The organism is Erwinia persicina (assembly GCF_014838825.1).
GTDB lineage: Bacteria > Pseudomonadota > Gammaproteobacteria > Enterobacterales > Enterobacteriaceae > Erwinia > Erwinia persicina_A.
On the sequence record NZ_JACYMO010000001.1, the window covers coordinates 1,299,623 to 1,323,836 of the forward strand.

25 protein-coding genes are annotated in these 24,214 nt (G+C 57.7%); 13 read left to right on the plus strand and 12 right to left on the minus strand.

Annotated elements, in window-relative coordinates:
• Window positions 1–14: 14 nt before the first annotated feature.
• Both IFU29_RS05820 and IFU29_RS05825 read right to left on the minus strand, forming a co-directional pair.
• Entirely contained in the window at window positions 15–341 is a 327-nt protein-coding gene (locus IFU29_RS05820) for a DUF1493 family protein (protein ID WP_191933038.1), read from the minus strand.
• Complete coding sequence (locus tag IFU29_RS05825) at window positions 335–799, minus strand: STM2901 family protein (protein WP_191933039.1); 465 nt, start codon at window positions 797–799, stop codon at window positions 335–337. The genes IFU29_RS05820 and IFU29_RS05825 overlap by 7 nt, the downstream gene beginning before the upstream one ends.
• Window positions 800–962: 163 nt before the next feature.
• Between IFU29_RS05825 and IFU29_RS05830 the strand changes: the two genes are divergently transcribed.
• A complete protein-coding gene (locus IFU29_RS05830) occupies window positions 963–1,490 on the plus strand; it encodes a CbrC family protein (protein ID WP_191933040.1) in 528 nt (175 codons plus the stop codon).
• 262 nt (window positions 1,491–1,752) lie between these two features.
• Here the strand turns inward: IFU29_RS05830 and IFU29_RS05835 are convergent, their stop codons facing one another.
• Window positions 1,753–2,130: a hypothetical protein gene (locus IFU29_RS05835; protein WP_191933041.1), complete on the minus strand. Its 378-nt coding sequence runs from the start codon at window positions 2,128–2,130 to the stop codon at window positions 1,753–1,755.
• Window positions 2,131–2,489: 359 nt separating this feature from the next.
• On the opposite strand from IFU29_RS05835, the gene IFU29_RS05840 reads away from it, so the two are divergent.
• Both IFU29_RS05840 and IFU29_RS05845 read left to right on the plus strand, forming a co-directional pair.
• Window positions 2,490–2,762, plus strand: coding sequence for a YceK/YidQ family lipoprotein (locus IFU29_RS05840; protein ID WP_191933042.1), 273 nt, complete (start codon window positions 2,490–2,492; stop codon window positions 2,760–2,762).
• A 54-nt stretch (window positions 2,763–2,816) separates the two neighbouring features.
• A complete protein-coding gene (locus IFU29_RS05845) occupies window positions 2,817–3,188 on the plus strand; it encodes an MmcQ/YjbR family DNA-binding protein (RefSeq protein ID WP_191933043.1) in 372 nt (123 codons plus the stop codon).
• Window positions 3,189–3,246: 58 nt separating this feature from the next.
• Here the strand turns inward: IFU29_RS05845 and fabB are convergent, their stop codons facing one another.
• On the minus strand, window positions 3,247–4,470 hold the full coding sequence (gene fabB / locus IFU29_RS05850; RefSeq protein WP_191933044.1) for a beta-ketoacyl-ACP synthase I: 1,224 nt from the start codon (window positions 4,468–4,470) through the stop codon (window positions 3,247–3,249).
• Between the two features lie 155 nt (window positions 4,471–4,625).
• Between fabB and mnmC the strand changes: the two genes are divergently transcribed.
• The 6 genes from mnmC to IFU29_RS05880 all read left to right on the plus strand — a co-directional run bounded on the left by mnmC (window position 4,626) and on the right by IFU29_RS05880 (window position 12,324).
• The gene (gene mnmC, locus IFU29_RS05855; RefSeq protein ID WP_191933045.1) at window positions 4,626–6,623 is read left to right on the plus strand and encodes a bifunctional tRNA (5-methylaminomethyl-2-thiouridine)(34)-methyltransferase MnmD/FAD-dependent 5-carboxymethylaminomethyl-2-thiouridine(34) oxidoreductase MnmC; all 1,998 of its coding nucleotides are present in this window, start codon (window positions 4,626–4,628) and stop codon (window positions 6,621–6,623) included.
• Window positions 6,624–6,786: 163 nt separating this feature from the next.
• Window positions 6,787–7,260: a (2Fe-2S)-binding protein gene (locus tag IFU29_RS05860; RefSeq protein ID WP_191933046.1), complete on the plus strand. Its 474-nt coding sequence runs from the start codon at window positions 6,787–6,789 to the stop codon at window positions 7,258–7,260.
• Window positions 7,257–9,494, plus strand: a complete 2,238-nt coding sequence (locus tag IFU29_RS05865) for a xanthine dehydrogenase family protein molybdopterin-binding subunit (RefSeq protein WP_191933047.1) — start codon at window positions 7,257–7,259, stop codon at window positions 9,492–9,494. Before IFU29_RS05860 ends, IFU29_RS05865 begins: the two co-directional genes overlap by 4 nt.
• Window positions 9,491–10,786, plus strand: coding sequence for a cytochrome c (locus IFU29_RS05870; RefSeq protein WP_191933048.1), 1,296 nt, complete (start codon window positions 9,491–9,493; stop codon window positions 10,784–10,786). The genes IFU29_RS05865 and IFU29_RS05870 overlap by 4 nt, the downstream gene beginning before the upstream one ends.
• Complete coding sequence (locus IFU29_RS05875) at window positions 10,787–11,365, plus strand: nucleotidyltransferase family protein (RefSeq protein WP_191933049.1); 579 nt, start codon at window positions 10,787–10,789, stop codon at window positions 11,363–11,365.
• Window positions 11,362–12,324: an XdhC family protein gene (locus IFU29_RS05880; RefSeq protein ID WP_194710586.1), complete on the plus strand. Its 963-nt coding sequence runs from the start codon at window positions 11,362–11,364 to the stop codon at window positions 12,322–12,324. Before IFU29_RS05875 ends, IFU29_RS05880 begins: the two co-directional genes overlap by 4 nt.
• A 30-nt stretch (window positions 12,325–12,354) precedes the next feature.
• Here IFU29_RS05880 and IFU29_RS05885 read toward each other — a convergent pair whose 3' ends face one another.
• Both IFU29_RS05885 and IFU29_RS05890 read right to left on the minus strand, forming a co-directional pair.
• Window positions 12,355–12,627 (minus strand): YfcL family protein, encoded by a 273-nt coding sequence (locus IFU29_RS05885; RefSeq protein ID WP_191933050.1) that lies wholly within the window; start codon window positions 12,625–12,627, stop codon window positions 12,355–12,357.
• Between the two features lie 30 nt (window positions 12,628–12,657).
• Window positions 12,658–13,206, minus strand: coding sequence for an elongation factor P hydroxylase (locus IFU29_RS05890; protein WP_191933051.1), 549 nt, complete (start codon window positions 13,204–13,206; stop codon window positions 12,658–12,660).
• Window positions 13,207–13,595: 389 nt separating this feature from the next.
• On the opposite strand from IFU29_RS05890, the gene IFU29_RS05895 reads away from it, so the two are divergent.
• Window positions 13,596–16,175, plus strand: coding sequence for a bifunctional diguanylate cyclase/phosphodiesterase (locus IFU29_RS05895; RefSeq protein WP_274604278.1), 2,580 nt, complete (start codon window positions 13,596–13,598; stop codon window positions 16,173–16,175).
• Here IFU29_RS05895 and IFU29_RS05900 read toward each other — a convergent pair.
• The gene (locus IFU29_RS05900; protein ID WP_191933052.1) at window positions 16,155–16,970 is read right to left on the minus strand and encodes a helix-turn-helix domain-containing protein; all 816 of its coding nucleotides are present in this window, start codon (window positions 16,968–16,970) and stop codon (window positions 16,155–16,157) included. The two genes, IFU29_RS05895 and IFU29_RS05900, sit on opposite strands and share 21 nt — an antisense overlap.
• Window positions 16,971–17,123: 153 nt before the next feature.
• Between IFU29_RS05900 and iolE the strand changes: the two genes are divergently transcribed.
• Entirely contained in the window at window positions 17,124–18,017 is an 894-nt protein-coding gene (gene iolE / locus IFU29_RS05905; RefSeq protein WP_191933053.1) for a myo-inosose-2 dehydratase, read from the plus strand.
• Window positions 18,018–18,027: 10 nt separating this feature from the next.
• The gene (locus IFU29_RS05910) at window positions 18,028–19,200 is read left to right on the plus strand and encodes a Gfo/Idh/MocA family protein (protein ID WP_191933054.1); all 1,173 of its coding nucleotides are present in this window, start codon (window positions 18,028–18,030) and stop codon (window positions 19,198–19,200) included.
• A 34-nt stretch (window positions 19,201–19,234) separates the two neighbouring features.
• Here IFU29_RS05910 and IFU29_RS05915 read toward each other — a convergent pair whose 3' ends face one another.
• The 4 genes from IFU29_RS05915 to prmB are packed head-to-tail and all read right to left on the minus strand — an operon-like array spanning window position 19,235 to window position 22,920.
• A complete protein-coding gene (locus tag IFU29_RS05915) occupies window positions 19,235–20,032 on the minus strand; it encodes a sulfite exporter TauE/SafE family protein (RefSeq protein WP_191933055.1) in 798 nt (265 codons plus the stop codon).
• A 14-nt stretch (window positions 20,033–20,046) separates the two neighbouring features.
• A complete protein-coding gene (mepA, locus tag IFU29_RS05920; protein ID WP_118665680.1) occupies window positions 20,047–20,871 on the minus strand; it encodes a penicillin-insensitive murein endopeptidase in 825 nt (274 codons plus the stop codon).
• Window positions 20,872–20,874: 3 nt separating this feature from the next.
• Window positions 20,875–21,960 (minus strand): chorismate synthase, encoded by a 1,086-nt coding sequence (gene aroC / locus IFU29_RS05925; protein ID WP_062743018.1) that lies wholly within the window; start codon window positions 21,958–21,960, stop codon window positions 20,875–20,877.
• 27 nt (window positions 21,961–21,987) lie between these two features.
• Entirely contained in the window at window positions 21,988–22,920 is a 933-nt protein-coding gene (gene prmB, locus IFU29_RS05930; protein WP_191933056.1) for a 50S ribosomal protein L3 N(5)-glutamine methyltransferase, read from the minus strand.
• Window positions 22,921–23,119: 199 nt separating this feature from the next.
• On the opposite strand from prmB, the gene smrB reads away from it, so the two are divergent.
• Complete coding sequence (gene smrB / locus IFU29_RS05935) at window positions 23,120–23,677, plus strand: endonuclease SmrB (RefSeq protein WP_191933057.1); 558 nt, start codon at window positions 23,120–23,122, stop codon at window positions 23,675–23,677.
• Window positions 23,678–23,711: 34 nt separating this feature from the next.
• Here smrB and sixA read toward each other — a convergent pair whose 3' ends face one another.
• Complete coding sequence (gene sixA / locus IFU29_RS05940; protein WP_191933058.1) at window positions 23,712–24,194, minus strand: phosphohistidine phosphatase SixA; 483 nt, start codon at window positions 24,192–24,194, stop codon at window positions 23,712–23,714.
• Window positions 24,195–24,214 lie beyond the last annotated feature (20 nt).

Below are 24,214 nucleotides of genomic sequence, written 5' to 3' on the forward strand. Positions count from 1 at the left end.
CTCCTTGCATATGATTAGTCGTACAACCATTTCCCTGACTTTGCTGACTCAACCAGCATTCCTATTGTTAAGTCTGGAACGGGAACAGGTTGCGTTTTCCTTAAGGGATTCCATGAAAAAGGAACATCGGGATAATACGTTTCAATATTAAAACAGCCCCTTTCCACATTGAATGTATCAAAGAACTTATTCATCAAATCTTCTGCCTCAAGATCATCAAGGCTCAAATCAGTATCAAGATCTGTCTCAGGTGTTAACTCAACCGTATTAATGTTGAAAAGATACGTCCCGGCATAAGGACGAACGAGTTGATAAACGCACTGCTCAATACTGTCTACCATAACTTATCGTTTCCTCTGGCTATGGTGTTGTAATCGCGGAGAGTACGGTAGGTGATTTGCGTGACATCAGAGGCAATAATAATCACACCGATCAGAGGAATAGAACGGCCAACAAAGGGTGAAATATTATGGACCATAACCCGTCTTGCGGTCCAGGGAGTGTAGCCGCCAAGCCACGTAGGCAATGAAATACCAAAAGGAAATTTCGTTTTTTTGAATACAACTCGCGCTGCTTTGGAGGCGTAGGAAGTCCCCTTAGTGGCATTACTGGGTTTTGCTCTTGTCGAGAGATTGTTACGACCAGAGACCAGGGCAACGATGGCACCGAAATCTGCTACGCCTATACCGAACTGGCTTGCAGTGCTCTCACAAAAAATCATAAACAGGAGTTCAGCAGCGGTCAGATTAGATTTTCCTGCATAGAAATATGTCCCGTTGAGTTCCTCTACAGTATCCATTTATTCATTCCTTACACGTCCTGTGTGGAACACAACAATAACGGCTATTGTTCATGCCGTCTGTGATCTGACCACCCGAATTTACTCAACAGGTTTAATGATAAGGTTTTCTGACGGATAACGATGCGATATTATCCGTTAAAACCTTTATGGACGCTCCCTAATGAACAGGCCGTTACCGCAGTTTACCTACCTCAGCGCTGACTTCACTCGCGATGTCTTTATCCATCAATCCGCCACCTGCCAATGCTGTGGTAAAGACACTGACCGCCACTATAACGGCACCATCTATAGGGTCGGTGACAGCGATATCACCCTGTGCCCGTGGTGCATCCATGACGGCAGCGCAGCCGCTAAGTACGCATGCAGCTTTAACGATCTTTATGATGAAGCACTTGATGATGAAATCGCGGCGGAAGTTTGCGAAAGCACGCCGGGTTACAGCTCCTGGCAGGATCAGAGCTGGGTAACTCACTGCAACGATGCCTGCGTTTATCACGGCGATGCCAGTGCGAAAGACGTTGCCGAAGCCAGTACAGAAACCCGCCAGAAGTGGATAAGCGATTACGAAATGGATGCAGAAAGCTGGTCAAAGTTTATGGCCGACTATCAGCCGGGTGGCGATCAGGGGGTTTATAAGTTTGTCTGCCGCCATTGCGGACTGGTGATGTTTAACTGGGATTTTTCTTAAAAAAATCACTTTAATAAACCAACAAAGCACTTAATTATTTAAATAAAAATTAATTTTATTATCTTACATCCTATAAATATCACAACCCCCCCATAAAATAGATTAAGCAGCACAAAGAATAATTTCCGAAAAAAAGTCTTAAAAGATGAACCCCCCGCAAGATAAAAATCAAGATTATCCATTTTAAAATATATAATAGCCAAACTTTGGGTAAATGAAATTTACCCAAAGTTTTTAAATTAACCTTAAATATATCTATAATTCATCTAAAAGTAGATAACCCTTCATCCCAACGTCCATTAAGGTCATACTCATTAGTATAATAATAGCTATCATCTGTTCTTTCGTAGTCCTTTATGAGTTGAAGAACTAATTTCCGTTCACGTTCTGGTCGGTATTTTGCCATTTCTCTTAAAGTAATTAGTGCTGGTCCAATGTTATGATATTTATGAGTAAATCCTTCAATCAAAGATTGAAACTCGCAACACTGAGCATATAAACACAGACTTCCACGCCACCAATCGTTTTTCAAATAATGGAATATTTCTATAGATCTATTTTGTTGTAGCTCGAGTGATGCAAGATGCTCTTGATACCTAAGGTGTCCGAAAGAATAAGTTCCAGAAATTGAATCAAACACTATAATATTACATGGATCAAAATTGTTTTGGAATAATCATCTTCTTTTAAATTTTGAGTTGCCTTTAAATACAAGCTTAGATTGCTGCTAGCAGTATCAATAATCATAAGTAATCACTTCCATTTGAGTAATCAAGACTTACTACTTTGCCATGAATGGCGTTAAACAAGAAGAGCATAACACTCCCACCCACTTAAATTTACCAGCACAGAGAAACATCATGTTTAAGTTGAAATAAATCAAGTAAGCTTTTTTTATTGGGACATGCTCGACCCTATTCCCATCCCGCACTTATCATCCCCCTCTTCCCTCACGCTTTCCCCTACCCTGTTGGCGGCAATAACCACAGGGATGTCCTTATGCTCAAGAAAACCGGCTTTACCCTTATCATGCTGCTACTCAGCGGCTGCGCGACCATCACCAGCCATACCGTCGGTAATAACCCGAAAAATTCGTTCTATGCGGGTACGCAGCTCGACTACCACACGCTGCACGACTGCTTCTGGTGCTGGCTGGATCTGCCCGTGTCGATTGTCGGGGACACGCTGATGTTGCCCTATGATACCTGGCACTACTACCACACCCCGGAAAACACCGCTGACCCACATAAATCATCAGCACCGGTGAAGTAAGCACCGCCTTTGTGCTAGCCTGCGGGAAGAACATTATCCCGAAGGAGAGCGACAGTGGATGGAGAGCAGATACAGAATATTGCCAGACAGGTCGCTGGTGAGCAGCCGGAGGCGGAGCTCTGTTATCCGTTTGGCCCGGAGTATGAGGTGTTTAAGGTACGCGGCAAGATATTTGTCCTGATGTCACAGGTACGGGGTGAACGGATAGTGAACCTCAAGTGCCGCCCTGAAGAGGGCGAACTGCACCGGGCAATCTACGACAGCATCCACGCGGGCTACCACATGAATAAACGCCACTGGATTTCAATTTATGCGGGTCAGCAGATTACGGAAGGATTAGTCAGGCAGCTGGTGCGGGAGTCGTACGATCGGGTGGTTGCCGGCATGCCAAAACGACAGCGCCCGCTGGCGCTGCGGGAAGAGTAGCAGGCAAAACAAAGGGGCGACCTCAGTCGCCCCTTTGTCAGCACGGCAGGATGGCAGATTATGCCAGTTTGCGCATCACCAGGGTGGCGTTGGTGCCACCGAAGCCGAAGCTGTTTGACATCACGGTGGTCAGCTTACGCTCGGTAGGCTGAGTCACGATATCCAGGCCTTCTGCCGCCGGGTCCAGCTCGTCGATGTTGATGCTTGGCGCAATAAAGCCGTGTTCCAGCATCAGCAGGGAGTAGATGGCTTCCTGCACGCCTGCGGCACCCAGCGAGTGGCCGGTCATGGCTTTGGTGGCCGACATTGCCGGCGTTTTGTCCGGGAAGACGGCACGGATAGCACCCAGTTCCTTCACATCGCCTACCGGCGTAGAGGTACCGTGGGTGTTCAGGTAGTCGATAGGAGTATCCACACCTTCCATCGCCATACGCATGCAGCGCATTGCGCCTTCGCCTGACGGCGCTACCATGTCCGCGCCGTCTGAAGTGGCACCGTAGCCCACGATCTCAGCGTAAATATGTGCGCCACGCGCCAGGGCGTGTTCCAGTTCTTCCACCACGACCATACCGCCACCGCCGGCGATAACAAAGCCGTCACGGCTGGTATCGTAGGTACGGGAGGCTTTTTCCGGGGTCTCGTTATATTTGGTCGACAGCGCGCCCATCGCATCGAACTCGCAGGACATTTCCCAGCACAGCTCTTCGCCACCACCGGCAAAGACGATATCCTGTTTGCCCAGCTGGATCTGCTCTACCGCGTTACCGATGCAGTGTGCAGAGGTGGCGCAGGCAGAACTGATAGAGTAGTTGACGCCGTGAATTTTAAACGGCGTGGCGAGGCAGGCAGAAACGCCGGATGCCATCGCTTTAGTCACCATATAGGGACCCACGCCGCGCAGGCCTTTGGCGCGCATACCGTCAACGCTGGCAGCCTGATAGAACGGTGAACCACCGCCAGAACCGGCAACCAGACCCACACGCGGGTTGTTCTGGTATTGCTCATCGGTCAGGCCAGCATCTTTCACCGCATCCTGCATGGAGAGGAAAGCATAAATGGACGCATCGCTCATAAAACGCAGCATCTTGCGGTCAATACGGGCTGAAATATCGTCTTTCGTTAACTTAACGTTACCCCAGACGTGACTACGCATACCGGAATCTTTCAGTTCCTGCGAGAAGGTAATACCAGAGCGTCCTTCGCGTAATGATGCCAGAACTTCCTCTTGGTTATTACCAATACTGGAAACGATCCCTAGGCCAGTAATCACAGCACGTTTCATTCAATACCTCTTTCACTTCTAATTAGGATTCGAGTGGCACTCTAGCGTACAGTTGTACGCCGAACAAGTCCGATCAGCATATTCCTTGTGTAAATTTGCGTAGGGTCAAGCACATCGTTAAAATCCCGCCACTGCCTGAGCAATGAGCCTTTGCCGTGAAAACCGCACCAATAGAGTACGCAGAGCTACGCTGGAACGATCAGGGTACACCTGTATCCCGAGAGTTTGATGATGTCTATTTCTCTAACCAGAATGGTCTGAAAGAGACCGGTTACGTCTTTCTTGACGGCAATCAGCTGCCGGATCGTTTTGCCAGCCATCCGCGCGACCTGTTTATCGTGGCCGAAACCGGTTTCGGCACCGGCCTGAACTTTCTCACGCTGTGGCAGGCCTTCGATGCCTTTACCGGGCATCAGCCGGATGCCCGGCTGCAGCGCTTACATTTTATCAGCTGCGAGAAGTTCCCGTTAACGGTCAGCGATCTCGAGGCCGCTCACGCCAGCTGGCCGCAGTTAGCCGATGTGGCGCGCCAGCTGCGTGAGCAGTGGCCGCTGCCGCTGCCGGGCTGTCACCGCCTGCTGCTGGACGGCGGGCGCATCACGCTCGACCTGTGGTTTGGCGATATTAACCAGCTTATACCTACTTTTGATGACACCCTGAACCAGCAGGTGGATGCCTGGTTCCTGGATGGTTTTGCCCCGGCAAAAAACCCGGATATGTGGACGCCGGCGCTGTTTGACTGTATGGCCCGCCTGGCACGTCCAGGCGCGACGCTGGCGACCTTTACCGCCGCCGGATTCGTCAGGCGCGGGCTGGCAGAGGCCGGGTTCGAGGTCAGCAAGCGTAAAGGCTTCGGCGAGAAGCGTGAGATGCTGGTCGGCCGCCTGCCTGCCGCCGTGCCTTCCCCTGCACGCACCCCCTGGTACGCCCGTCCGTCGGCAGAAGGCATGGATATCGCCCTGGCTGGCGGCGGTATTGCCAGCGCACTGCTGGCGCTGGCGTTGCTGCGGCGGGGCAAAAAGGTCACACTCTACTGCGCCGACGACCGTCCGGCACAGGGCGCGTCCGGCAACCGTCAGGGGGCGGTGTATCCACTGCTCAACCCTCACGATCCGGCGCTGGCACAGTTCTTCCCTACCGCCTTCACCTTCGCACGCCGCCTTTACGACCGTCTCGGCCTGCCCTTTGAGCACGACTGGTGCGGCGTGACCCAGCTGGCTTTTGATGAAAAAAGCGCGGATAAAATCAGCAAAATGTTACAGATGGAATTGCCGGCTGCGCTGGCGTCCGCGCTGACTGCTGAAGAGGCGGAGGCGCTGTGCGGCGTGACCACCGGCTGTGGTGGCATCGCCTATCCGCTGGGCGGCTGGCTCTCTCCGGCGGAGCTCACCGCCGCGCTATGGCAACGGGCAGCACAGCAGGGAGCCACTCTGCACTGGCAGCAGGCGATCGCGCAGATAACCCCACACCCGTCGGGCTGGCAGTTAAGCTTTGCCCACCAGCCTGACGTCACGCACCGCAACGTGGTGCTGGCCACCGGCCATCGCCTGACGGCGTTCAGCCAGAGTGAAAAACTGCCGGTCTATGCGGTGAGCGGCCAGGTCAGCCACGTGCCGACCACTCCGGCCCTGTCAGCCCTGAAACAGGTTCTGTGCTATGACGGTTATCTGACGCCGGTCAGCCCGCAGTTCCGTCAGCACTGCATCGGCGCGAGCTATCATCGTGGCGACACCGCTATCGACTACCGCGATGATGACCAGCAGGAGAACCGGGAGCGGCTGATCCGCTGCCTGCCCGATGCCGCCTGGCCGCTGGATATTAATGTCAGCGACGGCGAAGCCCGCTGCGGCGTACGTGCTGCCACGCGTGATCATCTGCCGATGATGGGGGCCCTGCCGGACTACGACGCCACCCTGCAACAGTATGAAACCCTGGCGCAGCAGACACAGCCCGCCCCCGCCCCGGTCCATAGCGGGCTGTTTGTATTGGGTGCCCTTGGCTCACGCGGATTGTGCAGCGGACCGCTGGCCGCGGAAGTGCTGGCCGCGCAGCTGTGCGGCGAACCGATCCCACTCGACGCCGCCACGCTGGCCGCCACCAGCCCCAACCGGTTCTGGATACGTAAGCTGCTGAAAGGGAAACCGCTAAAGTAAGAATTATCTTTGTTGAAAAATGCTTATACCACTAAATAACGTTACTAAATCGCACTAAATAGCATAATATTTCATCTGTGCCCCTGAACTCTTCAGGGGCATTTTTGTCTCTGGCCCCGCAGACGCGACACGGAAAGGACGGGCCATCAATGGATGATTTACTATGGAATTCACGCTTAACGGCCAGCACGTCATCCTTGATGATGCGCATTCAGATACCCCCATTCTCTATATCTTACGTAATGACTTTCAGTTAAACGGCCCCAAATATGGCTGTGGCATCGGCGAATGTGGTGCCTGTACCATTCACATCGACGGTATCGCCGCCCGCGCCTGCAGCGTCCCTGCCCATACGGTCGCAGGTAAACGCGTCACCACCCTGGAAGGGCTGGCAGAGGGAGACCGGCTGCACCCGGTGCAGCAGGGGTTTATTGATGAGCAGGCTGCCCAGTGCGGCTACTGCACCAACGGGATGATCATGACGCTGGTCTCTCTGTTCCGGCGACTCCCGCAGGCCTCCGAACAGCAGATTAAAGATGAACTGGCGTTTAACCTGTGCCGGTGTGGCACCCACCTGGAAATTTTGCGTGCGGCCCGGAAGGCGCGCGAGCTCATTGCCGGGGAGAATCAGCCATGAACCTGTTTCATCTCACCCGCCGACGCCTGTTGCAGGCTGGAGGCTTTATCGGCATCAGCACCCTGCTGCCGGGCAGCGCACGGGCAGAAGCCACACCCTCAGCCGTCCCCCCTGGCAACCGGGTAGCAAGCTTTATCGCGCTGTCGGTGGACGGCCAGGTAACCGCCTTTAACGGACATGTTGACCTGGGTACCGGGGTACGGACCTCGCTGGCTCAGTACGTTGCCGATGCTCTGGATGTTCCCTTCAGCGCCGTGACGATGATACTTGGCGATACGGCCCTGACGCCGGATCAGGGCCCGACTATTGCCAGCGCAACCTTACAGGTGTCGGCACGGCCCCTGCGTCAGGCGGCCAGCCAGCTGCGCCTGCAGCTGATGCAGCTCGCGGCGAAGATTATGAGCGTTCCCGTTAGCCAGCTGCGCACCGGATCAGGCTGGGTCATCGACAGTCTGCGGCCGGAACGCCGCCTGGCCTACGGCCAGCTGACACAGGAAAAAGACACACACCTTTCCCTGGACACGACGGTTCCGCTCTACTCTGCACGACGCTACGTCGGCACCTCAGTCGCCCGGGTGGATATTCCGGCCAAGGTAAGCGGTGAGCTGACCTGGATTCACGATCTGCGCGTACCCGGTATGCTGCACGGGCGGGTAGTGCGGCCGCCCTATGGCGGTGCCGACAGCAGCGCCCCGCTGGGAAACAGCCTGATCGCAGTCGATGAAAGTTCGATTGCACACCTGAAGGGCATCGTCCGCGTGGTGGTGGTGAATGACTTTGTTGGGGTGGTTGCCCTGCGTGAGGAGCAGGCGATTGCCGCCATGTACGCCCTGAAAGTCAGCTGGAAACCCTGGGCCGGACTGCCGGCGCTGGGCCTGGATCAGCTGCATGACACGCTGGCTGAGTGCGAAAAACATCCGCGCGTGCTGCGTGACGATCAGGGTACGGATGCCGCGCTGAAAAAGCGCCATATCACGGTGGATGCTGACTACGTCTGGCCTTATCAGCTGCACGCCTCCATCGGGCCTTCCTGCGCCGTGGCCGATATCCGCGACGGCCAGGCCAGGATCTGGTCAGGTACGCAGAACCCGCACGATCTGCGGCAGGATATCGCGCTGCTGCTGGGGATGGAGGCGACGGCCGTCGATGTGAAGCGTATGGAAGCCTCCGGCTGCTATGGCCGAAACTGCGCGGATGATGTCGCTGCCGACGCGGCGCTACTGTCCAGAGCCACGGGGCAGCCCGTGCGCGTCCAGCTGATGCGCGAACAGGAGGCGGCCTGGGAGCCGAAAGGCACCGGCCAGCTCATCCGCGTCAGGGGGGGACTGGATCGTATGATGAACATCTCCTGCTATACACTCCGCACCTGCTATCCCTCTAATAATGCTCCTACCCTGCCGCTGATCCTGACGGGGAAAGTGGCTAATCAGCCGGTGGTGCAGTCCATGGGGGATCGCACCGCCATTCCGCTGTACCGCTTCCCGCATATGCGCATGATCTGTGAGGATGCCGCCCCACTGGTGCGCGCATCCTGGATGCGCGGCGTCTCTGCCCTGCCGAATGTCTTCGCCCATGAAAGCTGGGTAGATGAAGTTGCCTGGCATGCCGGACGCGATCCGATCGATCTGCGCCTGGATTACCTGGACGACTCACGGGCAATCACCCTGATTAACCATCTGAAAAAAATGGCTCAATGGCAGAGCGGCCCTCCGCATCACCAGCCGCAGAAAAAAGGGGACTGGCTGCGCGGACGCGGTTTTGCCTGGGCACGCTACATCCACAGCCAGTTCCCGGGCTTTGGTGCCGCCTGGGCAGGCTGGGTGTGTGATTTAAGCGTTAACCCTCTGACCGGCGAAATCAGGCTGGATAAGATTTACGTCTGCCACGACTGCGGGGAAATGGTCAATCCGGCCGGGGTCCGCCATCAGGTACACGGCAATGTCATTCAGTGCGCCAGCCGGGTGCTGAAAGAGTTTGTTACCTTTGACGCCAGCGGCACCACCTCTCTTGAGTGGGGCAGCTATCCGCTACTGCGTTTTGATGAGCTGCCGGAGGTGGAGATTGCCATGCTCGACTACCCGGAAGAGCCCGCCATGGGGGCCGGTGAGTCCACCTCCGTGCCTGGCGCAGCGGCCATTGCCAATGCGCTGTTTGATGCCACCGGCATCCGCTTCCGCGCGCCGCCGTTTACACCGGATCGCGTCCTGCGCGCTTTACAGGGAGGTAAAGTATGACCCTAAGAAACCAGTGGCTACGCGTTTCAGGGACTGTTGTGCTGGCGGTTGTCGTCATCGCGTCCCTGTTCAGCCTGCAGCCAGAGATCGCCCCCATCGACCCGCCGCAAACGACACACTTTTCAGCGGCCAGCATCGCCCGGGGTAAAACGCTGGCGGCACTGGGCGATTGCAGCGCCTGCCACACGCGGGCGGGCGGCGCGCCCAACAGCGGAGGGCTGGCAATGGACACGCCCTTTGGTACCATCTATACCAGCAATATAACCCCGGATGTCGACAACGGAATTGGCCGATGGTCTTATCCGGCATTTTTACGAGCCATGCGCTACGGCATCGACCGCCGGGGGAATTATCTCTATCCGGCCTTTCCTTACACCGCTTTCACTCATACCAGTAATGAAGACCTGCAGGATCTCTATGCCTTCCTGATGAGCCAGCCTGCCGTCAGCGACCGCGTACCGGAGACCCGGCTGACCTTTCCTTTTAATATCCGCCAGGGCATGGCGGCATGGAACTGGCTGTTTCTGCACCCGGGCGAACGCGCCCCTGACCCGCAGCATGATGCCGTGTGGAACCGGGGAGCCTATCTGGCGGAAGGGCTGGGCCACTGCAGCGCCTGCCATTCGCCGCGCAATCTGGCCGCCGCTGAAAAACAGGGAGATGCCTTCCTCAGCGGCGGGATCGCTGAGGGGTGGGTCGCTCCCGCCCTGAACGCACGCTCACCCGCGCCGGTGACCTGGAACGAAGCCCAGTTTCAGCACTATTTCCGCTACGGATTCTCTCCTGAGCATGGGGTCGCGGCCGGCCCGATGGGGCCGGTGATCGGGGCCGGACTGGCACATCAGTCGGAGGACGATCTGCGGGCGCTGGCGCACTGGCTGATGAGCTTCCAGGCACCCGCTGCCGGTCAGGCCGCCACGTTGATTGCAGACGCCGAGCAGCGGGGATTCCAACAGAACTCTGCCGGAGCGCGTCAGTACGCCGGTTCCTGCATGGCCTGCCACTCGCAGCAGAAAGGCCCGCATCTGTCCGGCGTACGGCCGTCGCTGGTGCTCAACAGTAATCTGTATACTGACTCACCGGAAAACCTGATCCGTATCGTGCTGGACGGCATTGACCACCCGGCAACCCAGGACCTGGGTACCATGCCCGGCTTTCGCCACCAGCTGAGCGACCGGCAGATTGCCACGCTGTTGAACTGGATGCGGACCGATCTCGCCGGTCAGACGCCGTGGAACGAACTCGAGCAGAAGGTGGCCGAAATCCGCCAGCAGCCGCAGGGAGCAGAATAAATGGGCGTCGGCGTGTTAGTCATGGCGGCCGGTCACAGCCGCCGCTACCGCGAGCAGAACGGGCAGCATAAGCTGCTGGTCAGGCATCCGGCGTGCTGCAATCTGCCGCTGCTGGCACACAGCCTGCAGTTAGCAACGGCGGCGTGCGGTAAGCGGGTGAATGTGCTGCTGCGTCCTGAAGATGGCCAGTTGATCGAGATTGCGCAACGCTACCGCTGCGGCACGACCCTGCTGGAAAGCCGCTGCCTCGGGGACTCGATTGCTGCCGGCGTAGCGGCCTGCCCACACTGGTCCGGGTGGCTGGTGATGCTGGCGGATATGCCCTGGCTGCAGCTGAGTACGGTCAGGCGGGTCTGTCAGGCTCTGGCCTTTGCCGATATTGTCCGCCCCCTGTGGCAGCAGCAGCCCGGTCATCCGGTCGGCTTCAGTGCGGACGTCTGTGATGCCCTGCTCACCCTGAAAGGCGAGGATGGCGCACGCCGGCTTCTCCAGGGCGCGCCACCTTTGCTGTTGAAGGTGAACGATCCCGGCTGCGTTCGCGACGTCGATGTTCCTGACGACTGGATGCAGAAAACATGACGGTGGACTCGCTGGATATCACAGTGCTGGAAAGCGCGCGCCGGTGGCTGGACAGACAACAGCCTCTGTGGCTGTGTACCGTACTGCAAACCTGGGGATCGGCCCCGCGTGCGCCCGGTTCACTGCTGGCGGTCAGTGAGGACGGAAGCCTGTGCGGATCGCTCTCCGGCGGCTGCATTGAGCAGGATTTTTTGCAGCGAGTGACTGCAGGTCAGTACCGCCAGCCCAGCCAGCAGGTGCGCTATGGTACGGGTGGCCTGACGCCGGATATTGCCCTGCCCTGCGGCGGCAGTCTGACGGTATTGATTGAATACCTGCCACCTTCGGCCGACAGCGTAGCGTACCTGACACAGATGTTACGGGCGTTGCGCGGTGAACTGATACTGGAAAAGCAGGTGGTCAACGGACAACCTGCCCGTCTGAGGCCCGCCGGTACGCCAGCGCTGCCTGCCGCAGACGGCGTCAGCCTGACGCTGGCGGCCACCGCCTCCCTGCTGATTGCCGGACTGTCACCGGTGGCCGATTACTGCATTCATTTTGCGCGTATGCTGGGTTTTCCTGTGGTGGTCTGCGAACACCGCGAATCCTACCTTGCGGACTTTGCCGGGCATCCTGAGCGCTATGCCGGGGTGGCGCTGGTTCGCCGCTTTCCCGCGCGCCATCTGGAACTGAACGGTTGCCCTGCCCACACTGCGGTGCTCAGTCTGACACACGATGCGCGGATAGACGATCTGACACTGGCGGAAGCCTGTCAGACCCCGGCCTTTTATATCGGGGCGCTCGGCTCCCGGCGCAACAGTGAGCGCAGACGGATACGACTGGCCGAAATGGGAGAGGTGACGCCGCAGCAGCTGGCGCGGATCAGCGCTCCGGTCGGCATGGCCATCGGCAGTAAAACGCCGCCGGAGATTGCGCTGGCGATTGTGGCGGATATTGTGCGGGTAAAAAATGGCCTCTGAGCGCCGGCAGGCCTGCGCTCAGACCGCCATCTACTGCGCCTGCAGAAAAAGTTTGTCCCACATGGAGGTGACCAGTACCTGGTCACGCGGCGAGAGCTCCCCGGCCTGAATCGCTTTCTCCAGGCTTTCCTGTACCTGAACCTGCAGCGCTTCCGGCGTATGCTCACCGGCCAGTTCGATCTGAGCCACGGCCAGGGTCAGGTGGCCGCGCAGATAGCCGCCGGCAAACAGTTCGTCGTCGCTGGCATGCTCGACCATGTCATCAATCAGGCCCAGAATACGCGCCTCAAATTCATCGATCATAAAAACCTCTGTCATCTATACGCTCCCCGTTCAGCTCAGATCTTCCGGCCACGGAAACTGGGCTGACGTCAGCGGTGGAGTGGAATAAAACGCGCGAAGTTCAGCGATCAGACGCGCCGGACGGTCGGGGATACCTTTTTCAAGATACGCCATCACCTGGGCATGGACCCTGCGCTGAAACGCAATGCGATCGGGTTCACAATCGCCTTCCAGATTGTCACAACTGACATTGAACGGAAAGCCCGCCGCCACGCTGAATAACCACTCCAGCGCCTGCGGCTTCACCTCAACGGACTCAAACTGCCCCTGGGTTTCCGCATCGCGCCCGTCCGGACAGTACCAGTAGCCAAAATCCACACGTTTGCGGCGTTCGGCCCCGGCGATACACCAGTGGGAGATTTCATGCATTCCACTGGCGTAGAACCCGTGCGCAAACACCACCCGGTTCCACGGTGACGTGTCATCCGCAGGAAGATAGATCGGTTCATCATCGCCTTTAATCAGGCGGGTCTGAAAATCATTCATAAAACAGCGATCGAAGATATCGATCAGGTCCTGATAGTGGTGTTGCTGGCTCATAGCTGTCTGTCGTCAAAGTAAAAAACGCGCAATTTTGACATTTTGTCAGGCAGGTTTCGAGAACTATTGCTGTTTTCACCCGAGAAAGCCGCCGGTCTGCCAGCGCGCGCCTGACGCCAACCGGGGCCGCAGACGGACAGGAACCCCTGCCCTTGTTCCGGCCAGATCACGCCGGACATCAAGTTTTTCATTTTCGCGCCGATAGACCAGTGTTAAACCGGGCGTCCGGTTTGACGATTTTATCCCTGAATGAGCCGAAAAATCAGTTCATTCACCCGGAGCCACCGCACACTATTTCACAGTAAAACCTGATTAGATCAGTTTACCAGACGCCACAACTGACACGAAAGCCGTGTTAACCACCCGATGCCCCTTTCAGGCGAATGCCCATGAAGCAAAAATCGACAATAAAAAGAATAATTCACCACCGGGAGGCGAGCGGGCTGGTCAGACAGCCAATGATTGCCATGCTTTTTTTGCTGGGCACATTATTCATTCTCGCTATTATTGCGCTGTTTTTTATCGCCGGCAGGCAGAATGCGCACGAAGATGAGCATTTCCGTTTATTAATGGGCAAGGCCATTGAAAACCGTCAGGAAATCATGCATTCGCACACCCTCGACAACGCTGACTGGGGAGAGGCTTATGAAAACCTGCATCTGACCATCAATACCGAATGGGCGTGGGACAATCAGAACCTCGGCGCGTCGCTGTACCAGACCTTCCATTATGAGGGGATTTTTGTCATCTCCCCGGACGGACAGACCCGATACAGCGTCATTAACGGACAGCTGCATTTGCAGCTGGTTGAAAGCTGGCTGGGAACAGATCCGGTCCCCCGCCTGAAGGCGATGCTTGCCACTGGCGGAGAGAAAGCCGTGTCGACCCTGGTGGTATCAGAGGGCCAGGTCACTCTGCTGAGTGCCGCCTGGATTTCACCCGGAGGGGACAGCAGCGTGATCAGCGACAGTGGCCCACGGTCGTTAATGATCTTTGCCGACCGTCTCACGCCTGAAAAGGTGAATAAAATGGCCCTTGAGTACGGCATCCGTGGCGCACATATTCTCAGCCCGCAGGTGCCCACCGATCCGGCCGCCAGCAACCGACTGATCCTGCCCGCGGCCGGTGGGCCGGTCAGCATAGCGTGGCAGAGCGATAATCCTGGCGAAGCCCTGTTAACGGGTCTTCTTCCTGCACTGGTATTACTGATGCTGGCCACCCTGTTCATCGCCTTTGTGCTGATGAAGAATGCGCTGCGCAAGGCACGGATGAGCGATGAAGCGCGTTTCCTGCTGGAGCAGAGCCAGCAGGCACTGCACAGCAGCGAATGCCGGTTCAGAGACGTGGCCGAAACTACCACGGACTGGATTTGGGAGGCGGATGAAAACCTACGCTTTACCTGGATTTCCGAACGTTTTCCGGCCATCACCGGTTATCACATCTCTGACTGGATGGGGCGTCCGGCGAGCGAATTTTTACTTAACGACAGCAATGCTGTGGCGCACCTGGCCGACCTTTGCCAGTCCGGTGGCCGCATCACTCTGCCCAACAGCCGTTATCTTTCAGCGCAGCAGCATCAGCGCTACTGCAATATGATCGTCAAGCGCGTGTTACTGCCCGGCGGGAAAACCGGTTTCCGCGGTACCGCTACGGACGTGACCCAGGAAGTGAAAGCACAGGAGCGGGTGCGCTATCTGTCGCATTTTGACGACCTCACCGGCCTGCCCAACCGCGTGCAGATGAAGGAGTTCCTTGAGGGGAAACTCAATTCTGAACCCACCGGGGGCGGTCAGCTCGCCATCATCATGGTCGACCTGGACAGGTTTAAACCCGTCAACGATGTCTACGGGCACAGCGCAGGCGATACGGTGCTGCATGAGGTCTCCTCCCGCCTGCGCCGCTGTCTGCAAGCGTCCGGCATGGTGACCCGTCACGGCGGGGATGAGTTTATTATTATTCTGCCCGAGGTGAAGCACAACGACGATATCGAACAGCTGTGTCGTCAGATCATTCAGGACATTAACGCCCCCTTCCTGGTGGGCGGCAGTGAAATCTTTATCGGGGCCAGTCTGGGCATTGCGCTTGCCCCCCAGGATGCGCGTGCCGCCGGAGACCTGCTGCGCTATGCCGACATTGCGCTGTATAAAGCCAAAAATGAGGGGCGCAACCAGTGGGCCTTCTTCCAGCGCGATATGGGCGAAAAGATTGTTCAGCGCCGCGAGATGGAGCAGGAGCTGCGCGAAGGTATCCGCAGCGGTCAGCTCCGCCTGGTTTACCAGCCGCGTTACAGCACTAAATCCTGCCGCATCACCGGGGTCGAGGCACTGGTCAGGTGGCAGCACCCGCATCATGGCCTGCTGATGCCCGATCAGTTTATCCCGCTGGCAGAAGAAACCGGGCTGATTTACGCGCTCAGCGACTGGGTACTGGAGACGGCCTGCGCTGAAACCCGCTGCCATCTGCCGGGATTATCCGTGTCGGTCAACCTTTCCGCCGGGGAGTTCCAGGATAAAGGCCTGTACAACAGAATCAAAGAGGCGCTGGAAAAAACAGGCCTGGAAAGTTCGCGACTGGAAATCGAAGTCACCGAAAACGTCACGCTGCAGGACCCGGTTAAAACCCAGCAGATTATGCTGAAGATCAAAGCGCTGGGAGTGAAGTTTCTGATTGATGATTTCGGAACGGGCTTCTCCTCCCTGAGCTATCTGCGGACGTTTCCTTTTGACGGTATCAAACTTGATAAGTCCTTTATTTTTCCGATGGAAGACTCCGCGCGCGCGCGCCAGATTGTGGAAAATATGGTGGGCCTTGGCAAGGCCTACGCGCTGGACGTGACCGCTGAGGGCGTTGAAACCCAGTCCCAGCTGGAGCAGTTAACGCTGTTGCAGTGTGACAGCCTGCAGGGCTATTTCATTGGCCAGCCGGTGGCCATTGAGCGGCTGAAAGACTCAGCGTTCTGGCGGAGCTGACGCCAGCGCCTGCTGGCGAAATGCCAGCGGTGCCAGGCCGTAATGCTCTTTGAACAGACGTGAAAAATGAAATGGCGAGACAAACCCGCACTGCTCGGCGATCAGCGCCACCGGCAGCGCACTGCGCGTCAGCAGGCGTTCCGCATGGCGCAGGCGCACGTCACGCAGGTAACGCGCGGGCGTCTGACGCAGGTGCCGCCGGAACAGGGCAATCAGATGGTTCACTGAGCAGTGGGCGCGTGCGGCAATATCCTCCAGCGCCAGCGGGTGCTGATAGCGCAGCGCAATATAGCGGCAGGCTTCACGTACCCCTTTGGGCATGGTCTGCCGCCCCTCATCGCGCGGCGGAATACCGCGTGAGGCGTAGTAATAGAGCAGGGTTTCGGCCAGCGAGATCAGCGCACGCGGGGCCCCTCCCGGCTGTGAGGTCAGACTGATACCCAGCTCCATCAGCTGCTCGACCTGATGATCGAAAGCAATGACAGGCGGCAGTTGTGCCAGTTCAAGATTAAAATTCTCCGGCAGTGCGGCAAAATCCAGCTGGCACCAGATATGTTCGCTGGGGATAAGCGGGTCGAAACGAAACAGCTCACGCTGCCCCGGCAGCAGCAGCGCCAGAGCACCGGGCAGGAGCGGCAGGGAGTGCTGCGCCGTCTCAATGGTGACGCTACCACTCAGCAGGGCGATAAACTGGATCCCGCGCTGTATGCGTGGCCCGTAAACGTCCCCTGCCCCGTAGCGCGACAGACCGAAGTACCCCTCAATGACGGGCACCGTCAGTGTGATATCAGACATTTTTTTCAGCACTCTGGTCATGTACCCCCCGCCCCCGTACAGGCTATCTTTTCTCCACTCTTCAGCCGGATAGCGGCTAATGCAACACCGGACTGCGCGCAGAGCGCGATTATGCGACGCACTTCAAACTTTGATTTCAGACAGGAGAAAATTATGGCCAATGCCAACGTGCGTCTGGGCGTCAGTCCGCTCGCCTGGACCAACGACGTGCTGGAAGATCTGGGGGATGATGTCAGCGCATTACAGTGTATGCAGGAGGCGGCCGCCGCAGGCTATCAGGGGATTGAGCTGGGCCGTAAGTTTCCCCGCGAACCGTCGCAACTCACGCCACTGCTACAGGAAACCGGCCTGTCGCTGGCCTCCGGCTGGTTTTCCGGCACCCTGGCAGACATCAGCGTCCAGCAGGAACTGCATAACGTTGCCGCCCACGCCCGCCTGCTGCAGGCGCTGGGCTGTTCGGTGATGGTATACGGCGAGTGCGGCGGGATGCCGGGCGAAACGCCGCTGGATCTCGGCCTCTCTCACTCCCCCGGACTCAGCGGGATTGACGTCGATGCCTACGCGCGGCGTATCAGCCAGTTTGCCTCGGCGCTGCATCAGGAATATGGCCTGACGCTGGCCTACCACCATCATCTGATGATGCTGGTTGAGCACCAGGATGAGATTGAACGTTTCTTTACCGCCACGACCGGTGACGTCGGAATGTTGCTGGATACCGGACACGCCGTGGCCGCAGGCTGCGATCTGCGGGCGCTGATCCGGCAGTTCGGCAGCCGCATCTGCCATATCCATCTGAAAGATATTCGCCGTGCGCGGCTGGATCAGGTGTTTGCACAGGATGAGAGTTTTAATCAGGGGGTACGCGGCGGCATGTTCACCGTCCCCGGCGACGGCAGCATCGATTATCAGCCCGTAGTGGACTTTGTCAGCCACGGCGGCTATCGCGGCTGGCTGATCGTCGAAGCCGAGCAGGACCCACGGCAAGCGCCGCCGGTGCCCACCGTCACCCGCGCTTTACATCACATCAACGCTCTTTTTTCGCTGTAGGAGAATTGCCATGTCTGACACTCTGAATATTGGCCTGATCGGCTCCGGCTTTATGGGCCAGGCCCATGCTGACGCCATTCGCCGTGCCGCCCTGCTCTATCCGGACCTGCCGAAAACGCCAGTGCTTTACGCCATCGCCGACCAGAACCAGGCACTGGCTGAGCAGGCGGCAACGCGCTTCGGTGCGCTGCACGCTTACGGCGACTGGCGCGAGATGTTACAGGATCCGAATATTGACGTGATTGACATCACCTCTCCCAATCATCTTCATCACCCGATGGCGCTGGCCGCGATTGCCGCCGGGAAACACGTGTACTGCGAAAAACCGCTGGCGGTGACCGAGCCTCAGGCGCGCGAAATGGCTCAGGCAGCACAGCGGGCCGGCGTCAAAACCATGGTGGCCTTTAACAACATCAAAACCCCGGCCGCACAGCTGGCAAAGCAGCTGATTGAACGTGGTGAAATCGGCACACCGGTGCGCTTTCGCGGCACGTTCGACCAGGGTTTTTATAACGACCCGGAGCTTCCCTGGTCGTGGCGCTGCTCAAAGGCACTGGCAGGTTCCGGCTCGCTGGGGGATCTGGGAGCGCATACCCTGTCAGTGGCGCAGTATCTGATGGGCGGCGTGTCTGAGGTCTGCGCCAGCGGGCAGACGTATCTGAAAACCCGGCCAGTGCCGGGCGTGGACAGCGGCTACGCCAGCAAGGTGGAAGCCAATGCTGAACGCCGTGAGGTGGAAAATGACGATCAGATGCAGTGTCTGATGAGCTTTACCAGCGGTGCCGCCGGGGTTATTGAATCATCCCGAATTGCCGCCGGACGAATTTTTGGCGTCTACTGGGAAGTTTCCGGGACGGAAGGCACGCTGTATATGGACGGTGAACGTTTCAATGAACTGCAGGTGTTTCGTTTTAACGACGATAAGCGCGATCGTGGTTTCAAAACCCTGTATGCCGGCAGTCAGATCCCCTCCTACTCGGCGTTTTTTGGCTTTGATTTTGGCGGCGGCGGGCTGGGTTATTTCGATGTCAAAGTGCTGGAGGTGCATGACCTGGTGCAGGGCATCTGCCGGGACGACGACTGTTATCCAAACTTCAACTTTGGCTGGGAGAATCAGCGCATCCTGCAGGCGATTGAGGATTCGATGGATCAGCGCCGCTGGATCGCTGTGGGAAGAGGTTAACCCGCGCAGGGGCGAACAGTAACAGTTTCGCCCCTTATAGCTGATGCAACCACGCGGCGATGTCCGCGCCGTGGCTGTCGTACAGCAGTTTGGCGCTCATCACCGCCGAGACGATGACAATCATCGGGCGGATCAGCGTCTGTCCGCGGGTCAGCACCATACGTGCCCCCAGCCGGGCACCGCATACCTGACCGGCCAGCATCACCAGGCCCACCAGCCACACCACTTTCCCGCCCAGCATAAACAGCAGCAGGCCACCGAGGTTAGAGGTGAAGTTCAGTACTTTGGCGTGGGCGGTGGATTTGGCCAGGTTATAGCCACACAGGGTGACAAACGCCAGCGCGTAAAATGATCCGGCACCGGGACCAAAGAATCCGTCATAGAAGCCGACGCAGCCCCCGGCCACCAGCGCAAACGGCAGTCCGTGCAGGCGGCGCTGGCGATCCTCTTCGCCAATCTTCGGCATCAGCAGAAAATAGAGGCCAATCGCGATCACCAGCAGCGGCAGCAGCTGCCGCAAAATATCGCCCTTGACGTGCTGAACCAGCAGCGCGCCACTGATCGAACCTAAAAAGGTCAGCGCGATGTTCAGCTTTTGTTCGCGCAGATCCACCGCCTTACGGCGGATAAAGTACAGGCTGGCCGAAAACGATCCTCCTACGGACTGCAGCTTGTTGGTCGCCAGCGCCTGCGCGGGTGAAAGCCCGGCCGCCAGCAGCGCAGGCACGGTCAGTAAGCCGCCGCCGCCCGCAATAGCATCAATAAACCCTGCCAGTAAGGCCACCAGAAACAGTACGCCGAGCAGCCACGGAGCCACGTTTACCCATTCCATTTTTTCTCAGCGCCTTACAGTCGGTGGTTATCCAGCAGAGCCTGGCAGGATGGCGGTAACGGCGGTGGCTCACGCTTCACCGGCGGTGTACTGCCCGGTTTAGGCGGGGCGAACCAGCTTTGCAGCTCGGCACCGCAGCCATCGCCCGGCGGCGGGATGGGCTGATCCTGACACTCCAGGCTGCCCGCCGGGCAGCGCAGACGCACGTGCATGTGCGCACGGTGCTGGAACCACGGCCGCACTTTACGTAACCAGTCACGGTCGGCTCCGGCATCGGCACACAGCTGCTTTTTGATCGCCGGGTTAACGAAGATGCGTGTCACATCATCATCTTTCGCGGCCAGCTTGATCAGGCTGTCGATTTCCGGCTGCCAGTGGCGGGCCACCACGTTTTTACCGTCGGCGGCCACCAGGTCGAGCGGCTGAGGCTTCAGCAGCATCTGCTGTGTCCAGCGCTGCTTCGGTAGCTGAAGCCAGATATCGACGTCCAGACCAGACTGATGGCTGGCGTGACCGCTGCTGAAGCGCCCGCCTGCCGCCATGCCCATATCCCCGACCAGCACCTCCCCCAGCCCCAGCTGGCGGGTGCGGGTACTGAGGCGCTGAATAAAGGCGATCAGATCAGGGTGACCATAGTAGCGACGCTGATCGGTACGCATGACCTGGTAACCGGAGGCTTCCAGCGGCAGCGGCTGCGCGCCGATAATGCAGCCGTTAGAAAAGGCTCCGATGGACTGTGGCACGCCGGCTACCGGCTGTTGAATGGTCTGCCACGGCGTGGCGGCCTGACCGGTCGTCGAGATCAGCAGCGCACACAGCGCCATCAGCGTTTTTTTCATCATTTACCAGCGCGGATAAGAGGTTTCTACATCAGCATTCTGCGCGCGGTGGCGCAGCAGGTGATCCATCAGCACAATCGCCATCATCGCTTCGGCAATCGGCACCGCACGGATGCCCACGCACGGATCGTGACGGCCTTTAGTGATCATCTCGACTTCTTCACCGCTGCGGGTCAGCGTTTTCCCCGGTACGGTGATACTGGAAGTCGGTTTCATCGCCAGGTTAGCGATAATGCACTGACCGCTGCTGATACCGCCCAGAATACCGCCAGCGTGGTTGCTCTGGAAACCGCTGGCACGGATTTCATCCCGGTGTTCACTGCCGCGCTGGCCGACCACGGCAAAGCCGTCGCCAATTTCGATACCTTTCACTGCATTGATGCTCATCAGCGCGTGCGCCAGGTCAGCGTCCAGACGGTCAAAGACCGGTTCACCCAGGCCCGCCGGAACGTTTTCTGCCATTACGGTCACTTTGGCACCGATGGAGTCCCCCTCTTTTTTCAGGGCACGCATCAGTTCGTCCAGGGCTTCAATTTTGTCCGGGTCCGGGCAGAAGAACGGGTTCAGTTCAACCTGATCCCAGTCTTTCAGTTCGCAGGCAACGTCGCCAATCTGTGCCAGATAGCCGCGCACGATAATGCCGTGCTTCATCTCCAGGTACTTTTTGGCAATCGCCCCGGCCGCCACGCGCATTGCCGTTTCACGCGCAGAAGAACGTCCGCCGCCGCGATAGTCGCGGAAGCCGTATTTCTGATCGTAGGTGTAGTCCGCATGGCCCGGACGATAGAGATCTTTGATCGTGCCGTAATCCTGCGAGCGCTGATCGGTGTTCTCAATCAGCAGGCCGATACTGGTGCCGGTGGTTTTCCCTTCAAACACCCCGGACAGAATTTTCACCTGGTCCGGCTCGCGGCGCTGGGTGGTGTAGCGTGAAGTGCCAGGACGGCGGCGATCGAGATCGTGCTGCAAATCAGCTTCGGTCAGCGGGATGCCCGGCGGCACGCCATCGACGATGCAGCCCAGAGCGATGCCGTGCGATTCGCCAAACGTTGTGACCCGAAAAACTTGTCCAATGGTATTACCCGCCATGACTTACTTCCTCGCTAAAAGTGATCATCAGTCTTTATAAATTTTAAAATGATGCTGTGCGTCGATAATTTGCTGTTTAGTCAGCATAAACACGCCATCCCCGCCGTTATCAAACTCCAGCCAGGTGAAAGGCACATCCGGGTACTGGTCGATCATATGCACCATGCTGTTACCCACTTCGCAAATCAGCACGCCCTGGTCGCTGAGATAGTCCGGGGCACAGGCCAGAATACGGCGCACCAGCTTCAGGCCATCGCTGCCTGCGGCAAGGCCCAGCTCCGGCTCGTGGCGGTATTCATTAGGCAGGTCGTCCATATCATCCGCGTCCACATACGGCGGATTCGTCACAATCAGATCGTACTGGGTCTTTGGCAGCTCGCGGAACAGGTCAGCGCGGATCGGCGTCACGTTGTGGTCAAGACCGTGTGCGCCAATGTTCTGCTCGGTCACCGCCAGCGCGTCGGTAGAGATGTCAACGGCATCCACTTCCGCATCCGGGAAGGCATAGGCACAGGCGATGGCGATACAGCCGCTGCCGGTACACATATCGAGGATGTGCTGGGGATCCTGACTGATGATACCGTCAAAGTGGCTGTTAATCAGCTCACCAATCGGTGAACGCGGCACCAGCACACGCTCATCCACATAAAATTCGTGCCCGCAAAACCAGGCTTTATTGGTGAGGTAGGCCACCGGGATCCGTTCATTAATGCGGCGGATCACGCGCTCAACAATACGGTGGCGCTCGCTGGAGGTCAGGCGCGCGTTGCGCATATCTTCCGGAATATCCAGCGGCAGATAGAGCGTAGGGAGCACCAGCTGAACGGCTTCGTCCCAGGGATTGTCGGTGCCGTGGCCATACCAGATATCAGCGGCAGAAAAGCGGCTGACCGACCAGCGCAACATATCCTGAATAGTGTGCAGCTCATTGACTGCTTCATCGACGAAAATTTTGTCCAAAGTGCCCTCCGCAGGCCGTTCTGTTAAACCCGGGCGCTAGTTTGCCACGAAGCTTGAGATAATTCAGCGCGGGGGGGTGAAAAAGCTGAGATTTGTTTCAGCCGCAGGCGCGGAAAAGGTAGACTGACGGCAGAAAACGCATGTTATGGCCCTTTAACTGGTGTCATGGCCCTCACCTAACGCATAGCGATCGCAGAGAATGAGTAAAAAAGAGAATCTGAATGCAGAAGACCTGGCGCTGTTTCGCGGGCTGATGGCCGGCACGCGTAAGCTGGCCCAGGACACCATTGTCCACAAGCCGCTGCGTAAAAAAACAGACCATGTGCCGCAGAAGCGCCTGCTGTCAGAGCAGATGGATAACAGCCACTATTTTTCAGATGAATTTCAGCCGCTGCTGGCCAGTGAAGGTGCGGTGCGTTATGTACGTGCGGATGTTGACCATTATGAGCTGAAGAAGCTGCGTCGCGGGGATTATAGCCCGGAAATTTTTCTCGATCTGCACGGATTAACCCAGAAGCAGGCCAAGGAGGAACTGGGTGCGCTGATTGCCGCCTGTCGCCGCGAACATATCTTTTGCGCCAGCGTGATGCACGGCCACGGCAAACATGTTCTTAAACAGCAGACGCCGCTGTGGCTGGCCCAGCACCCCATGGTGATGGCCTTTCATCAGGCACCAAAGCTGTTTGGTGGGGATGCGGCACTGCTGGTGCTGATTGAAATCGAAGAGTGGCTGCCGCCAGAACTGATGTTGCCGTAGGGGCGGACCGGTTGATCCGGTCCGCCGCCGTCGATCATATCGCCCTGGCGAGTTTGGCAGGGGAAACCTGCCACTCCAGCTTGCCAGTGGCGTTCTCCGCATCAAACTCAATGCACGCAATGGCGGAGGTCGCAAACATCGGTGGCGCTTCCTGCGGGCAGAGTTCAGCCACCAGATAGCCCACCAGCGGCAGGTGAGAGATCACCAGCGCCGACCTGGCTCCTTCGTTCGCCAGCACCTGCAGATAGCAGGCTACCAGCCCCGGATCGCCTCCCGGCGTCAGCTCCGGCAGCACATCTTCGCCTTCGGGCAGGGGCAACGCCTCACGAACCGTGTTCAGCGTTTGCCGCGCACGCAGATACGGGCTGACCAGTACCCGCTCAATATCCACCGACTGGCCGTTAAGCCAGTTCGCCATCTGACGAGTCTCATCACAGCCGCAGTGGGTCAGAGGTCTGACAGAATCACTGGCTGCATCTAATGCCGCATCGCCGTGACGCATAATGAAAACTTGCATATAGCACCGCTGTTGTTAAA

What these genes read in the sequence shown, in the direction of transcription:
- IFU29_RS05910 (WP_191933054.1), top strand. Translation starts at nt 18,028, where the DNA reads ATGTCTGACACTCTGAATATTGGCCTGATCGGCTCCGGCTTTATGGGC.
- IFU29_RS05830 (WP_191933040.1), top strand. Translation starts at nt 963, where the DNA reads ATGAACAGGCCGTTACCGCAGTTTACCTACCTCAGCGCTGACTTCACT.
- IFU29_RS05825 (WP_191933039.1), bottom strand. Translation starts at nt 799, where the DNA reads ATGGATACTGTAGAGGAACTCAACGGGACATATTTCTATGCAGGAAAA.
- iolE (WP_191933053.1), top strand. Translation starts at nt 17,124, where the DNA reads ATGGCCAATGCCAACGTGCGTCTGGGCGTCAGTCCGCTCGCCTGGACC.
- IFU29_RS05890 (WP_191933051.1), bottom strand. Translation starts at nt 13,206, where the DNA reads ATGAGCCAGCAACACCACTATCAGGACCTGATCGATATCTTCGATCGC.
- sixA (WP_191933058.1), bottom strand. Translation starts at nt 24,194, where the DNA reads ATGCAAGTTTTCATTATGCGTCACGGCGATGCGGCATTAGATGCAGCC.
- mepA (WP_118665680.1), bottom strand. Translation starts at nt 20,871, where the DNA reads ATGAAAAAAACGCTGATGGCGCTGTGTGCGCTGCTGATCTCGACGACC.
- aroC (WP_062743018.1), bottom strand. Translation starts at nt 21,960, where the DNA reads ATGGCGGGTAATACCATTGGACAAGTTTTTCGGGTCACAACGTTTGGC.
- IFU29_RS05895 (WP_274604278.1), top strand. Translation starts at nt 13,596, where the DNA reads ATGAAGCAAAAATCGACAATAAAAAGAATAATTCACCACCGGGAGGCG.
- IFU29_RS05820 (WP_191933038.1), bottom strand. Translation starts at nt 341, where the DNA reads ATGGTAGACAGTATTGAGCAGTGCGTTTATCAACTCGTTCGTCCTTAT.
- IFU29_RS05900 (WP_191933052.1), bottom strand. Translation starts at nt 16,970, where the DNA reads ATGTCTGATATCACACTGACGGTGCCCGTCATTGAGGGGTACTTCGGT.
- IFU29_RS05865 (WP_191933047.1), top strand. Translation starts at nt 7,257, where the DNA reads ATGAACCTGTTTCATCTCACCCGCCGACGCCTGTTGCAGGCTGGAGGC.
- fabB (WP_191933044.1), bottom strand. Translation starts at nt 4,470, where the DNA reads ATGAAACGTGCTGTGATTACTGGCCTAGGGATCGTTTCCAGTATTGGT.
- smrB (WP_191933057.1), top strand. Translation starts at nt 23,120, where the DNA reads ATGAGTAAAAAAGAGAATCTGAATGCAGAAGACCTGGCGCTGTTTCGC.
- IFU29_RS05885 (WP_191933050.1), bottom strand. Translation starts at nt 12,627, where the DNA reads ATGATCGATGAATTTGAGGCGCGTATTCTGGGCCTGATTGATGACATG.
- IFU29_RS05870 (WP_191933048.1), top strand. Translation starts at nt 9,491, where the DNA reads ATGACCCTAAGAAACCAGTGGCTACGCGTTTCAGGGACTGTTGTGCTG.
- IFU29_RS05875 (WP_191933049.1), top strand. Translation starts at nt 10,787, where the DNA reads ATGGGCGTCGGCGTGTTAGTCATGGCGGCCGGTCACAGCCGCCGCTAC.
- IFU29_RS05880 (WP_194710586.1), top strand. Translation starts at nt 11,362, where the DNA reads ATGACGGTGGACTCGCTGGATATCACAGTGCTGGAAAGCGCGCGCCGG.
- IFU29_RS05915 (WP_191933055.1), bottom strand. Translation starts at nt 20,032, where the DNA reads ATGGAATGGGTAAACGTGGCTCCGTGGCTGCTCGGCGTACTGTTTCTG.
- IFU29_RS05840 (WP_191933042.1), top strand. Translation starts at nt 2,490, where the DNA reads ATGCTCAAGAAAACCGGCTTTACCCTTATCATGCTGCTACTCAGCGGC.
- IFU29_RS05860 (WP_191933046.1), top strand. Translation starts at nt 6,787, where the DNA reads ATGGAATTCACGCTTAACGGCCAGCACGTCATCCTTGATGATGCGCAT.